We start from the raw sequence: 14,701 nt of genomic DNA on the forward strand, positions 1-14,701 counted from the left end.
AAAACTATAATAATTATTTTATCATATATTACCCATTTTAAAATAATAATTAATTAAAAGTCAAATTTTCCTGTGAATTTATGAATTTTTTTTGAATTTCATTCTTTAGATTTTTATATTTTTCATCTATTAGATTCGAATCATTATTTAGTATTATAATAGCTTCTTTTTGTGCAATCTTTAAAATGCTCATATCTGTAATTAGATTTGCCACCTTGAGTTCAGGTAATCCATGCTGTTTAGTGCCAAAAAATTCTCCTGGTCCTCTTAACTCTAGGTCCTTTTCAGAAATCTTAAACCCATCAGTAGAACTTTGTAATATCCTCATTCGCTCTCTAGCAATCGGATTATTACTTTCATTAATAAGAATACAATATGATTGATATTTTCCCCTACCGACCCTTCCACGAAGCTGGTGTAATTGTGCCAAACCAAATCTTTCAGCATTATAAATAACCATAATATTTGAATTCGGAACATTAACTCCTACTTCTATAACTGTAGTAGATACTAGTATATCAACTTTATTATCTTTAAATCCCTCCATAACTTGATCCTTCTCTTTAGAACTCATTTTACCATGTAATAAAGCAATATTAAAATCTTCGAAAATATTATTTTTTAGATTTTCATATATCTCTTCAGCTGATTTAATAGTAAGTGTTTCACTTTCTTCAATTAATGGACATACAATATATGCTTGTCTCCCTTCTTCTATTTGTTTCCTTACAAATTTATTAATTCTATCTATCATTTCAGGTCCAACAGCATAAGTTTCAATTTCTTTTCTACCTGGAGGTAATTCATCAATTATAGAAATATCTAGGTCACCATATAAAATTAAAGCTAGTGTCCGTGGAATAGGTGTTGCTGTCATTACTACTACATCAGGATAATTTCCCTTTTGAGCCAGTACCGCTCTTTGCTTTACCCCAAATCTATGTTGTTCATCTGTAATAGCCAAACCTAATCTATAAAATTCCACATTTTCTTGTATAATAGCATGTGTACCAATTAATATATCTATAAATCCTTCTTTTAGATTATATAGAATCTCCTCTTTTTTCTTGATAGGAATACTTCCCACAAGAAGTTCACATTTAATATTGTAGTCTGAAAATAATTTGCTAATAGATTCAAAATGTTGCCTAGCTAATATTTCAGTAGGAGCCATCATTACAGCTTGATAGCCTGATAAAACTGATTTATACATTGCAATGACTCCTACAACTGTCTTCCCTGAACCTACATCTCCCTGTACCAATCTACTCATCTGTGTATCTTTTTCCATATCCTCTTCAATTTCTCTAATTACATTATTTTGTGCATTTGTAAGTTTAAATGGTAATTTATCAATAAACACATTAACTTCTGAAGTTCTTTTAAATTTTATTCCACTATTACTACTATAGTTCTTATTCTTAATAATAAAAAGTCCCATTTGAAGTGTAAATAATTCTTGAAAAGAAAGTCTTTTTCTAGATTTCTCTATTAATGATTTATTAGAAGGAAAATGAATATTCATAATTGCTTCCTTAATACCCAGGAGACTATATCTTTCTATTATATCTAAAGGTAGAAATTCATTGACTAAATCAAGATATTCATTAATTGCAAAGCTAATTATTTTTGTGATTTCATTATTTGTTAGTCCTTCAGTTAATGGGTAGACTGGCATAATCCTTCCTATCTTTTCCATTGCATTTACCTTCTCTACAATTGGATTCATTATCTGAATTTCTTTACCTATTTTATTTATCTTACCATTTACAATAAGTTTTTCTCCAATTTGAAACTTGTCCTTTAAATACTCTTGATTAAACCATACTAAATACGCTGTCCTAGAATTATCCTTTACAGGAACTTTTAAAATAGAAAGGTTCTTCCTAGGTCTAATAATACTTCCAGGACCAATGACTTCAATCTGTAAGCTTGCCTTCTCACCAATCTTACACTCTAATATACTCATAAAATTTGACCTATCATCATATTCTCTAGGAATAAAGTATAATAAATCTTCAATGGTGTTGATATTTAGTCGTTTTAACTTGTATGCTTTTTTGGGTCCTACCCCTTTTATGTACTGAATATTCATAGATAGGGAATCCATATTAATACCTCCTTATGTAAGAGTAATTAACATATATAAAAGAAAAACCCTACCAAAAGTAGGGAATTTATTCTACGGAAAATATATAGTAATATAACGGTTGGCCACCAAATACTACTTCAATATCAATATCAGTATATTCCTTAGATAAATGATTTTCTAAATCATTAGCCAAATCCTCAGCTAGATCACTTCCATATATAATTGTAATCAAAGAAGTATCTTCATCAATCATATCTTCTAGAAGCTTCATAGCAACCTCATTAATTTCTTTACCATTTGAAACAATATCACCCTCAGAAATACCTATGATATCATCTTTTTCTATTTTGTTATTATTGAATTCTGTATCCCTAACAGCATAGGTAACTTGACCAGTTTTTACATTACTAATTGCTTCTTTCATCTTACAAACATTTTCTTCATCAGATTTCGTTTCATCAAAAGCTAACAATGCTGAGATGCCCTGAGGAATAGATTTTGTTGGAATAACAATAATATTTCTAGAACTTAGCTCTCTGGCTTGTTCTGCTGCTAAAATTATATTGCTATTATTCGGTAATATAAAAACATATTCACTATTGGTGTTTTCAATTGCATTAAGTATATCCTCAGTGCTAGGATTCATTGTTTGCCCACCAGATACTAGAATATCAACATTTAAACCCTTGAAAACTTCATCTATTCCTTCACCTACAGATATAGCTATAAATGAAAATTTCTTTTTAGGTTCTATGTTTTTAATCTCATTTATTTTTTCCAGCTCAGATTTTAATAGTACTTCTTCATGCTGGTATCTCATATTATCAATTTTAATATCAGATAATTCCCCTATAGCAACTGCCTTCTCAAGAACAATACCAGGATTATTTGTATGAACATGAACTTTTATTAGTCCTTCTCCACCAACTACCATTAATGAATCCCCTTGGATTGACAATTCATCTCTAAAAGAATCAATATCACTAAATTCTGTATTAATAATAAATTCTGTACAATATGCAAACTTAATATCATCAGTATCTATATATTCACGTTGAAGAATATTTTTAGATTCAGCCTTGCTTTCTTGTGGCTTAACTTCAACCTCTACTACACCTGATAAGGCATTATATGCTCCTGTTAACACATAGATAAATCCTTTTCCACCTGCATCAACAACTCCAGCTTGCTTTAAGACTGGAAGCATTTCAGGAGTTTTATCAAGGACTATTGATCCTTTATCAATTATCTTTTTTAGAAATGCTAAAATATCTTTTTCTTCTTTACAAATAGATAATGCATAGTCACCACATTCTCTAGCTACAGTTAGTATTGTTCCTTCTGTTGGTTTCATAACAGCCTTATATGCAGTATCAGCTGCCTGTTTCAGCGCATTTGCAATAATCTTAGTGTCTACAGTGTCATTACCATTTAAGCCATTGGCAAACCCTCTAAATAATTGTGATAATATAACTCCTGAGTTTCCCCTTGCCCCCATTAGTGAACCATGGGATGTGGCTAATGCAATTTTCGAAACACTATCCTCATCAATACTAAGGCCTTGTTTAATAGCAGAATTCACTGTAAGTGACATGTTTGTACCTGTATCTCCATCAGGAACAGGAAAAACATTTAAGGAGTTTACCTCCTCTTTATTATCCTCTAGGAACTTTGCTGCACCAATAAGTGCCTTTTTCAGCATTGCTCCATCTAGAATCTCTATTTTCAATTATAGTACCTCCTTAAACTACTTTTCAACTCTAATTCCTTGTACATGTACATTTATTTTGTCTATTTTCATACCAGTTAAATTTTCCACATTAAACTTAACCCTATCAATTATATTTTCAGCAACTACAGAGATTCTCACTCCATATTCCAATATAACATGTAGATCAATAGTTAATTTTTCATCCTTTGAATACACTTTTATGCCTTTAGACAAATAATCCCATTTTAAAAGCTCAAATAAACCGTCTGTCGCATTTTTAGAAGCCATACCCACTATACCATAAGATTCCATAGCAGATATACCTGCAAGAGTAGCTATGACATTGTCATCTATGCTAATTATTCCATACTGAGTATTGGTTTTGGCTGGCATAAGTAATCGCCTCCTTATTTTAAATATACCATATTCTTTATTTTACCCTAAATAATAAAATAGTTCAACTAAATACTATTATTATATTTGGTAATAATACATTTTAGTTGCATTCTCATATGTCTTTATGTTAGAATATAATGTGTTATTATTGAATTGTAGAAATATACTTTTTAGTATTTTCAGTAGTAGATTAAGGAGGTGTTTTTCATGGCGAAGGTTTGTGAAGTATGTGGAAAGGGAAAAGTATTTGGTAACAAAGTTACTTTCTCAAATAAAAAGAGTTCAAGAAGCTGGTCCCCTAACATTAGAACAGTTAGAGCTGTCGTTAAAGGCGCAACAAAAAGAGTAAATGTATGTACTAGATGTTTAAGATCTGGGTATGTTGAAAGAGCATTATAGTTTTCAAATAAAAGAAGTTTGAGTAAGGCTTGCCATCAGCTAATGGAAGCCTTATTTTATTTTAAGAATTAATGCTCCCATTATTAATAAAGCAATCCCTATTAGTATCAAAAGTACTTCAATAGGAATAAAATATATTATTATTAATAAACCAACAGCACCTAAAGTTATACCTATTATTTTTTTTGATTTGATTCTATATCTATACAAAAATCTTTTCACAGCAAGCACCCCCACAACTATCTAATACATTCTATTCAAATCCATTATTATTAGTTACAAAAAAACTTAGGAATACTCTCCTAAGTTTAATCTTTTGATATAAATATTAAGGCTTTTCCTTTATGAATACTAATTCTACCTTTCTTGTCAATTACTCTATTGCTAATACCATAAGTTGAACCAAATTCTATTTCAGTATTATTTAAATTATAGTAAAAACCAGATAGTGATACAGTAATCCCTCCATCTGTAATAGGAATTACAGATACAAAACAGTCTACTACATAATCTAATTCTATATAATCATCTATTAAATATATAATATTATTATCATCTACAATTTTTCCCTTAATCCCTTTGTTATTCAAGTAATCTAACAAAAATATATTAGCCGTTGTATGATCCTGCCTCGTACCAGTTACACCAATCATAGTAATTTCATTAAACTTTCCTTCAATTAAGTACTCCAATGCTAACCCAGTATCAGTAGTATCTTTAACAGTAGAATACTTTTCTATGGGTATATTGTTATATTTAATGAAATCTAATGCTTCCTTGTTAATAGAATCTAAATCACCTATTACTAGGTTGGGTACTGCATTCACATTAACTAGGTGATTCATTCCACCATCTGCACATATAACAAAATCAGAGTCCTTTAGTAGCCCTTCCAATCTACTATAATCTGTAATAGTCCCACTGGAAATAATTAAACCTTTCATTTATATCATCCTTCTTTAGTTTGTTATTATTGCCTTCTGTAATGGTTTCCATATAATTGCAACCACAAAACACGAAATAATTAATTCTGGAATTAAATAATAAGCATTATACTCCATTGAATAAATCCATGGATTTTTATCACCAGCATATTCAGCGAAGAAAACCACACCTGCTAAAACATGCGAGAGCATTCTCCCAAGTATTCCAATAAGTATAGCTAAAAATACATTAGCATAACCTTTTAAAGAACTTTTGTCTTTTATATAATATGCAATTCCGGCTAGGCCTAACAAACCAAAAGCTAATGGATAATCTAAAATAAACTGAATTGGATGATAAAAATAAGGCTTTAGAATAAATTGTAATATTCCATAAGTACTTCCTATTGCTAATCCTGGAACTATACCCCAGCGAATAGCAAATAGCATAATCGGAATCATACTTCCTGCAGTAACTGATCCTCCCATAGGCGCCTCATAAAGCTTAATATAGCTTAATATTGTAGATAGAGCAATCATCATGCCACCTTCTGTTAACATCTTAACATTCCATCTTTTTTCCACTTAAATTCCCCCTTTAAATTAAAAAAACCCATCACTAATGTAGGTAATGGGTATCAAAGGCTAATACACACTTCCCTACGCTAGTATTACCTAGTTCAGGTCATAAGGGTCGGGATAAATCCACTCTCAGCCATTTGGCTCCCCTAGTGTTGAATTTTTTATGTTTATTTAATTTCATTATAACATATATGTTTTTATTTACAAGTTTTTAAATTCTCTAGTTCTACTTTCTACATCTTTTGAACCAAATATGTCTGAGCCTACTACAAGTAAATCAGCACCATATCCAAGTATTTCCTTAGCATTGTCAAGTTTGACTCCACCGTCTACTTCAAGAATTATATTCAAATTTCTTGCATTTATTATATCTCTTAGTCTTTTTATTTTGTTTTCCATAGCTTTAATAAAAGACTGACCACCAAAACCTGGATTTACGGTCATAATTAGTATTAAATCTAAGTCATCTAACACATACTCTATATTCTCCAAGGGAGTGGCTGGATTCAATGATACACCTGCCATAACACCATAGGACTTAATTTCTTGTATTGTCCTATGAAGATGAACAGTTGCCTCTTCATGGACAGTTATTATATCAGCACCAGCTTCAACAAAATCTTTGATATATCTCTCAGGTCTGTCTATCATAAGATGAACATCAAAAGGAAGCTTTGTTACATTTCTAAGTTTCTTAATCACTGGTGGTCCAAATGTAATATTAGGTACATAAATTCCATCCATTACATCTAAATGAATATAGTCTGCTCCACCTTTTTCTATTTTTATAATTTCATCCCTCAAATTAGCAAAATCAGCTGAAAGCAAAGAGGGTGCAATTTTTGCCATATTAGTACCTCCTAATATTTTTAATTTCTTCAAGAAATAGTAGATAATTTTCATATCTATCTTTGTTAATATTTCCTCTTTCAACCTGTTCTTTTACTGCACAATCAGGTTCATTTAAATGCAAGCAGGAAATAAATCTACATTTTTCTCCATATTTTTTTATCTCCCTAAAGTAATCTCTTAACTCTATTTCAGCCTCAATGAAATCCACATTTAAAGAACTAAAACCTGGAGAATCTAGCACAAAGGTATTTTCATGTAAATCTAATAATTCAACATGTCTGGTTGTATGCTTACCTCTTTTTGTTTTAGAACTTACATCTCCCGTCTCAAGTTTAAAATTCGAATTAATAATATTTAATAAAGATGATTTACCTGCCCCAGATGGTCCCGCGAAAACTGATATATTATTATTCAGAAGCTCTTTTAATTCTTCAATACCAACTTTGGTTTTTGTACTAGTTTTTATTACTTTATATCCTGCAGCTTCATATCTTTTTTCCATATCTATAGCTTTATCTTCTGCTAAGTCGACTTTATTTAAGCAAATTATTATTTCTAAGTTTTCATGTTCTGCCATGATCAGAAACCTATCCAATAGCCAAGTGCTAATATCAGGTTTTTTAATACTCATCACTATTATAGCTTGGGTTATATTAGCTACAGTTGGCCTAACTAGTTGTGATTTTCTAGTATATATCTCTTCAATATAGCCAGAATTATCTTCATCACTAATTCTAATCCTTACCTTATCTCCTACTAAAGGAGTTATATTTTCTTCCCTAAAATTACCTCTAGCTCTACATTCAACTACACCTTCTGTTGTTTTTACATAGTAAAACCCAGCAATGCCCTTAATAATTATTCCATCAATCATAAAAGCCTCCTATTCATTTTTAGGAATCGTAGTTTGATATATATCATCATAATATATATCGAAGGTAGAACCAACCTTACCTTGTAAGGTTATTACAGCTTCACCGTCACTGACAGAATGTTTTTTATTATAAACAACTATGCTTACACCATCTTGATTTCTAATAACTTTTATTTGTGTCTCTTCTTTTTCTTGCAGTGGTGTTAAATTGAAAGTTATTGAACTCTCTTCATTGTTCTCATTTCCATCATTATCTCCACCAATGTCTCCTGTTCCTTCACTAGGCCCACTACTTACATATAAATCAACAGCAGTTTTCGTCTCTAATTCTGTACCTTGATCATAGCTTTGCCAAGTTACAATTCCCTTTTCTATATCTTCACTAGGCTGTTCTTTGATTTCTCCTTCTACTAAATCTAATTCGGTCAATTTAGCTCTAGCTGACTCTATGCTTTCACCCACTAATTTTGGCATTATAACTTGTTTAATCTCTTCTCCCTTACTAACTACAAAGACAATTCTAGTACCTGGTTCTACCATAGCTCCACTCTCTGGTTCTTGACTCATTATTACATTCTCTGGTATATCATCTGAGTGCTTATACTCAGGATTTCCCATTTTTAAATCTGCATCTTTAACCAATTCCTCTACATCTGCCAAATCTTTGTTGACAAAACTAGGAACTTTAATTAGATTATCTCCTTCACTAACAGTGACTTCTATCTCATAGTTTTTCTTTACTTTTGTATCTGGGTCTACTTCCTGAGATATAACTTCTCCTGCTTTAAATTGACTATTCTTAACCCTAGCTTTTACAGAAAATCTCAATCCTAACCCTTCAATTTCTTCTCTAGCTTCATCTTCTTGTAAACCAATTACAGATGGAACTATTATTTCTGGACTATCAAAAAAGTTCTTTATCCTATATGCACCTATCCATATACTAGCTGCAGCTAAAAAAGCAAGAAGTATACCTAAAAAAATAACCTTACTACTACCATCTTTTTTATTTGACTTTTTATTATCTTTACTATTTTTCATTTTATCAACATCCTTTATATTTACTGCTGGCATTACCTTAGTATGTGAGTCAAAATTATTGGTATCTTCATATGAAAAATCTTCTACATTGTTTTTAATCTTATTTAAATCCATTATTAACTCAGTAATATTGCTATATCTGTCTGCCTGTCTCTTTTGAACACACTTTAATATAATAAGTTGAAAACTATCAGGTATTTGACCATCTAACTCTTTCGGAGGTACTATATCTTCTTGTACATGTTTTAATGCAACTGTAATAGGGCTCTCACCTTGATATGGTAACTCACCAGTAACCATTTCGTACATAACAATACCCAATGAATATATGTCAGATTTCTCATCAGTGTATCCACCTCTAGCTTGTTCTGGGGAGAAATAATGAACAGAGCCTAATACATTAGATGTGGTTGTAACAGTAGAGCTTGTAGCAGCTCTAGCGATGCCAAAATCAGTAACCTTAATCCTTCCATCATCAGTTATCATTATATTGTGTGGCTTTATATCTCTATGAACTATATGATTTTTATGTGCATGTTGTAAAGCCCCAGCGATTTGATTTGTATAATCCAAGGTGGATTTCATAGATAACTTTCCACTCTCTCTAATAATTTCTTTTAGAGTTTTACCTTTTATATATTCCATAACTATATAATGAATATTATTATTCCCTTCAGTTTCAACACCAACATCATAAATATTAACTATATTTGGATGGGATAAGCTAGCTGCAGCTTGTGATTCTCTTTTGAATTTTCTAACAAATTCTTCATCATTTACAAATTCGTCTCTCAATATTTTAATTGCAACAAATCTATCAAGCAACTGGCATTTAGCCTTATATACTAATGCCATCCCGCCTCCACCTATTTGCTCTAATATTTCATATCTTCCACCTAAAATCCTGCCTATCATTGTTTCACCTCATTAATTAATTTGATTGCAACAGCAGTAATATTATCAAATCCACCCTTGTCATTGGCCTTAGTTGCAAGTTCTACACAAGCTTTTTGTATATCTTGTGCTCCATTAAATGTATCGTAAATCTCAAATTCTTTTAACATATTAGATAAACCATCACTACATAAAAGTAATATATCCCCTTGATTATATTTTCTAAAAAACAAGTCCATTTCAATGATACTACTAGAACCAACAGCCCTAGTTATCATGTTCCTTTTAGGATGAGTTTTTGCTTCCTCTCTGGTAATGCTTCCTGTTCGAATAAGCTCATTTACATAAGAGTGATCTTCAGTTACTTGGATAATTTCTTTATCCTTAATTAAATATGCCCTACTATCTCCAACATGTCCTATGCAAATCCTATCCTCTAATATGTAAGCTAAGGTAATAGTCGTACCCATACCCTCATATTTTTTATCTTCCAGTGATTTCAAGTAAATTTTTGTATTTGCCTCCTCTATTGATTCTTTAATTAATTTGGTTATTATCGCATCACTAATTAAATCATCCTTAGCTTTTAAAAAATTCCTTTCAATAACATCTAATGCCATGGAGCTGGCTACTTCCCCTGCCTTATGGCCCCCCATGCCATCTGCCACTACATATAAAGGCAGTAAGGAATCTTTTGAAGCATAAAAAGCGTCTTGGTTACTCTCTCTATTTTTCCCAATATCTGATATTGCACCACTGACCATAATACCACCCCATTAAAATCTTTTTAGTTATCATTTTCAGTTACAGACCTTCTAAGCTGTCCACAGGAAGCGCTAATATCTCCTCCCATTTCCCTTCTTATAGTTACTTGAATGTTGCTTTTACTTAATTCCTTTTGAAATCTCTCTATATTAGCTCTACTTGGCCTGTCCTTCTTAAATTCATGTATTGGATTTAAAGGAATTAGATTAATATGGCAATTAATTCCCTTTAAAATCTTCATTAGTTCCTTAACATCTATGTCTCTGTCATTTACATTGTCTATTAGAGTATATTCGAAAGTAATTCGTCTACTTGTATTTTTAGAATAATATTCACAAGCTTTCATCAGCTCAGCTATTGAATACCTATTAGCTATGGGCATGATTTTTTTTCTATCAGTATCAAATGGAGAATGTAAAGATATTGACAAAGTAATGGGTATGTCTTCCTTAGCTAAATCATAAATTCTAGGAACAATTCCACATGTAGATAGTGTAATATTTCTATGGCTAATATTATGACCTTTTTCATCATGAATGATATTAATAAACTTCAAAGTATTATTATAATTGTCTAATGGTTCACCACTTCCCATTAGTACAATATTCGATATGTCTTTATTTAAGTCCTTTTCTATCATATAAATTTGGTTTAGCATCTCAGCTGGAGTTAGATTTCTTAAAAGCCCTTCCTTAGTTGATGCACAGAAAGAACAACTCATCTTGCAGCCTACTTGAGTTGAAATACAAGCAGTTAATCCATGATTGTACTCCATTGCTACAGATTCAATTATATTATTATCTTGCAAAAGGACCAAATACTTTGTAGTATTATCTAATTTTGACCTAAATTTCTGAAATATTTCTACCTTATTGACTTTGTAATTTTGAAATAAGTAATTTCTTAGTTTTTCAGGCAATACCTGTAATTCTTTTATATCTATCTTTTTATTTCTATGAAAATATGAAAATAATTGTTCTCCACGAAAGCTTTTTTCATCTAATGAAATCATTAATTTTTTCAGTTCATCTAAAGACAAACTATTTAATTCTATTTTATCCAAATCATCACCTCAATGCTATCTAATATAATATTATACATAATAAATCAATATAATTCTATCTTTCTTTTATCATTTTGGCTATATAAAAACCATCAGTCCCATGGATATTAGGATAAAGTTGTATATAACCAGAATTTAAACTATTTAAATTATCCTTGTTTGTAAATTTACTCTCTATTTCTACTAATTTGAAATTTCTATTTTCCTGTAAGAATCTATTTACTAAGTTTACATTTTCATCTCTTTCTATGGTACAAGTACTATAAACCAATATTCCACCAATTTTAATATATTCTTTTACATTATTTAAGATAGTATATTGCAAATCAGCAAGCTTTTCAATATCTGCTTCTTTCCTATTCCATTTTATTTCAGGTTTTCTTCTAATTAATCCTAAACCTGAGCAAGGTGCATCTACTAAAACATAATCAGCAATATTAAACATATCTTCATCCCTTTTAGTTGCATCTGATAAATCAGTCTGAATAATATCTATGCCTAACCTATTTGCATTTTCTTCAATGAGCTTTAATTTATGTTTGTAAATATCTCTACTATAGATTTTCCCTTTATTATTCATTATTTGTGCAAGATGAGTAGTTTTGCCACCTGGAGCACTACATATATCAATAATAACAGACCCTGGTAAGGGATCCATTACCTGCCCAACTAAAGTACTACTTTCATCTTGGATAAAAAAATACCCCAATTTAAACTCTTCAAGTTCTGTTATCCTATTTGGATTATCTATTATAAGTGAATCTTTTGCATATATAGACTCTTCTATAATTAAGTTCTTCTTCATTAATCTTTCTCTTAATTCATCCTTATTAATCTTCAAGGTATTTACTCTAATATTTAACTTTGGACTCTCATTATTCTTCTTACACAATTCTTCTGTGAATTCTTCTCCAAATTCTCTTACCCATCTATCTACCATCCACTTTGGATGGGAGTATTTAATTGAAATATAGTCAATTTTGTTACTCACATTAATTTTCATATATTCATCTTTATTATTACCAATATTTCTAAGTACACCATTAACAAATCCAATGGATCCCTTGTGTCCGTGTTTTTTAGCTAAGTTTACAGATTCATTAACTGCAGCACTATTGGGTATTTTATCCATGAAAACTAGTTGATATACTCCAATCCTTAGTATAATCAAAATAGCAGAATGTATTTTCTTTAATCTAATCTTAGATGCTTTTGAGATTATATAGTCTAAATATAGCTGATTTTCCAATACTCCATAGGTAATTTCTCTAATCAAGCTTTCATCTTTACTACTCAATTGTTCTTCTAAGTTTTTATTAATTGCTATATTAGAAAAAGCTTCTTTAACAAATATATCATATAATATATTAAATGATACTTCTCTAGCAGATAAAACCATATAAACACTCCTATTAACTTAATTTAAATTTAAAAAAGGAGGAATAATCCTCCATAAAAGTCTAATCTCTTCTCCTGTTTGTCATAGCTAGCAATCTAAGTAATTCACCTATTGCTACTAATGTAGCTGCCACATAAGTTAATGCAGCTGCCTTTAATACTTTTTTTGCTGGTTTGATTTTGTCCATCTCCACTATTCCATTTTCTAGTTGTAGTAAAGCTCTATTACTTGCATTAAATTCTACAGGTAATGTAATAATTTGAAAAAGTACAACAGATGAAAATAGTATAATCCCAAAGGTTATGAGATTTCCCCAAGATATGAGGGTACCAATTATTAATAATACCCAAGCAAATCTAGAGCTTATATTTGCAATTGGTGCAAGATTGTTTCTCAGAAGCAAAGGCAAATATCCCTCAGAATGTTGTATAGCATGACCAACTTCATGAGCTGCTACACTCATAGAAGCAATACTATTGCCACCAAATATAGTAGTTGATAGTCTAACAACCTTTGATCTAGGATCATAATGATCTGTTAATTTTCCTGATACCTGCTCTACTTTAACATCATAAAGTCCATTTCTATCTAATATCATTCTAGCAATCTGCCCACCAGTATACCCTGTTCCACTTGGTACATTAGAATATTTACTAAATGCAGAATTAATCTTTAGCTGAGCATAGGAAGCAAAAAGAATTGCAGGAAGTACATATATAAACCAAGAAGTATCCATATAACCTACACGATATCCAAGCATTCTTATTCTCCTCTCTATTTTATTCTAGTATAATGTTTGTTTCTATAGAATTTCCCTTTAAATATTCTGATACTCCCATCCTTTTCTTTCCAGGAAATTGTAACTCTTCTATTATTATTGTCTTATCTGAAGTATTTACATAAATCCCTTCATTATTCACCTTAACTATTTCTCCATTTTTACCATCTTTAAATTTATTAATTAAACTCACTTTATGAATTTTTATTATTTCTTCTTTATATTTGGTATATGCAGATGGCCATGGTTTTAATCCCCTTACTAAGTTGTAAATATATTGACTACTATCATTCCAATTTATTCTACCCATCTCTTTATACAGCATAGAAGCATAGGTAGATAAATCATCGTTTTGCGGAGTTTTTTTTATCACACCACTCTTTAGACCTTGTAATGCTTCTATTATTAGTTTTCCACCTAAATCTGATAGTTTGTCATGGATAACTTGAGCATCATCATTTACATCAATATCGATTGATTCCCACAATAGCATATCACCAGTATCTAATCCCTCTTCCATTTCCATAATTGTAACACCTGTTTCAGTTTCACCATTAATTATTGCCCAATTAATAGGGGCTGCACCTCTATACTTAGGCAATAATGATGCATGAACATTATAACAACCGTATCTAGGAATATCTAAGATATCTTTTTTAAGTATTTGACCATAAGCAACAACTACAATAAAGTCAGGATTTATCTCCTTAATTCTATCAATTGTTTCCTTATCATTTACAGAACTAGGTTGATAAACTTCTAACCCTAAATTTAAAGCCATCTCCTTAACAGGAGTATATTGTATCTTCTTTCCTCTACCTTTTGGCTTATCTTGCTGGGTAATAACTAAATCTATAGAAAACCTATTATCATATAGGGCTTTTAGTGTAGAAACTGAGAATTCTGGTGTTCCCATAAAAACAATCTTCATA

General features: G+C 30.7%; 15 protein-coding genes and 1 riboswitch. Of the genes, 1 reads left to right on the top strand and 14 read right to left on the bottom strand.

Features of this window, described 5'->3' with window-relative positions:
• Nucleotides 1–49: 49 nt before the first annotated feature.
• The 3 genes from recG to RIN63_RS07195 all read right to left on the bottom strand — a co-directional run bounded on the left by recG (nucleotide 50) and on the right by RIN63_RS07195 (nucleotide 4,196).
• Nucleotides 50–2,110, bottom strand: a complete 2,061-nt coding sequence (recG, locus tag RIN63_RS07185) for an ATP-dependent DNA helicase RecG (protein ID WP_310444028.1) — start codon at nucleotides 2,108–2,110, stop codon at nucleotides 50–52.
• A gap of 67 nt (nucleotides 2,111–2,177) precedes the next feature.
• The gene (locus tag RIN63_RS07190; RefSeq protein ID WP_310444029.1) at nucleotides 2,178–3,821 is read right to left on the bottom strand and encodes a DAK2 domain-containing protein; all 1,644 of its coding nucleotides are present in this window, start codon (nucleotides 3,819–3,821) and stop codon (nucleotides 2,178–2,180) included.
• A gap of 18 nt (nucleotides 3,822–3,839) precedes the next feature.
• A complete protein-coding gene (locus RIN63_RS07195) occupies nucleotides 3,840–4,196 on the bottom strand; it encodes an Asp23/Gls24 family envelope stress response protein (RefSeq protein WP_310444030.1) in 357 nt (118 codons plus the stop codon).
• A gap of 210 nt (nucleotides 4,197–4,406) precedes the next feature.
• On the opposite strand from RIN63_RS07195, the gene rpmB reads away from it, so the two are divergent.
• Nucleotides 4,407–4,598: a 50S ribosomal protein L28 gene (rpmB, locus tag RIN63_RS07200; protein ID WP_310444031.1), complete on the top strand. Its 192-nt coding sequence runs from the start codon at nucleotides 4,407–4,409 to the stop codon at nucleotides 4,596–4,598.
• A 51-nt stretch (nucleotides 4,599–4,649) separates the two neighbouring features.
• On the opposite strand, the gene RIN63_RS07205 is transcribed toward rpmB, so the two are convergent.
• The 11 genes from RIN63_RS07205 to fmt form a co-directional block, all read right to left on the bottom strand.
• Entirely contained in the window at nucleotides 4,650–4,820 is a 171-nt protein-coding gene (locus RIN63_RS07205) for a hypothetical protein (protein WP_310444032.1), read from the bottom strand.
• A gap of 86 nt (nucleotides 4,821–4,906) precedes the next feature.
• Nucleotides 4,907–5,542, bottom strand: coding sequence for a thiamine diphosphokinase (locus tag RIN63_RS07210; protein WP_310444033.1), 636 nt, complete (start codon nucleotides 5,540–5,542; stop codon nucleotides 4,907–4,909).
• Nucleotides 5,543–5,557: 15 nt separating this feature from the next.
• A complete protein-coding gene (thiT, locus tag RIN63_RS07215) occupies nucleotides 5,558–6,106 on the bottom strand; it encodes an energy-coupled thiamine transporter ThiT (protein WP_310444034.1) in 549 nt (182 codons plus the stop codon).
• Between the two features lie 55 nt (nucleotides 6,107–6,161).
• Nucleotides 6,162–6,261: riboswitch (TPP riboswitch) on the bottom strand.
• A gap of 43 nt (nucleotides 6,262–6,304) precedes the next feature.
• A complete protein-coding gene (gene rpe, locus RIN63_RS07220; RefSeq protein WP_310444035.1) occupies nucleotides 6,305–6,952 on the bottom strand; it encodes a ribulose-phosphate 3-epimerase in 648 nt (215 codons plus the stop codon).
• A 1-nt stretch (nucleotide 6,953) separates the two neighbouring features.
• Entirely contained in the window at nucleotides 6,954–7,829 is an 876-nt protein-coding gene (gene rsgA, locus RIN63_RS07225; protein ID WP_310444036.1) for a ribosome small subunit-dependent GTPase A, read from the bottom strand.
• A gap of 9 nt (nucleotides 7,830–7,838) precedes the next feature.
• Complete coding sequence (gene pknB / locus RIN63_RS07230) at nucleotides 7,839–9,785, bottom strand: Stk1 family PASTA domain-containing Ser/Thr kinase (RefSeq protein ID WP_310444037.1); 1,947 nt, start codon at nucleotides 9,783–9,785, stop codon at nucleotides 7,839–7,841.
• Nucleotides 9,782–10,528 (bottom strand): Stp1/IreP family PP2C-type Ser/Thr phosphatase, encoded by a 747-nt coding sequence (locus RIN63_RS07235; RefSeq protein ID WP_310444038.1) that lies wholly within the window; start codon nucleotides 10,526–10,528, stop codon nucleotides 9,782–9,784. Before RIN63_RS07235 ends, pknB begins: the two co-directional genes overlap by 4 nt.
• Nucleotides 10,529–10,551: 23 nt before the next feature.
• Nucleotides 10,552–11,592, bottom strand: coding sequence for a 23S rRNA (adenine(2503)-C(2))-methyltransferase RlmN (rlmN, locus tag RIN63_RS07240; RefSeq protein WP_310444039.1), 1,041 nt, complete (start codon nucleotides 11,590–11,592; stop codon nucleotides 10,552–10,554).
• 55 nt (nucleotides 11,593–11,647) lie between these two features.
• Nucleotides 11,648–12,991 carry a 16S rRNA (cytosine(967)-C(5))-methyltransferase RsmB gene (gene rsmB, locus RIN63_RS07245; RefSeq protein WP_310444040.1) on the bottom strand — a complete coding sequence of 448 codons (1,344 nt, stop codon included), beginning with the start codon at nucleotides 12,989–12,991 and terminating at the stop codon, nucleotides 11,648–11,650.
• A 61-nt stretch (nucleotides 12,992–13,052) separates the two neighbouring features.
• Entirely contained in the window at nucleotides 13,053–13,751 is a 699-nt protein-coding gene (locus tag RIN63_RS07250; protein WP_399324505.1) for a zinc metallopeptidase, read from the bottom strand.
• A 19-nt stretch (nucleotides 13,752–13,770) separates the two neighbouring features.
• Nucleotides 13,771–14,700: a methionyl-tRNA formyltransferase gene (gene fmt / locus RIN63_RS07255; RefSeq protein WP_310444041.1), complete on the bottom strand. Its 930-nt coding sequence runs from the start codon at nucleotides 14,698–14,700 to the stop codon at nucleotides 13,771–13,773.
• Nucleotide 14,701 lies beyond the last annotated feature (1 nt).

Origin of the sequence: Tissierella sp. (assembly GCF_031460495.1) — a bacterium.
GTDB lineage: Bacteria > Bacillota > Clostridia > Tissierellales > Tissierellaceae > JAVKTS01.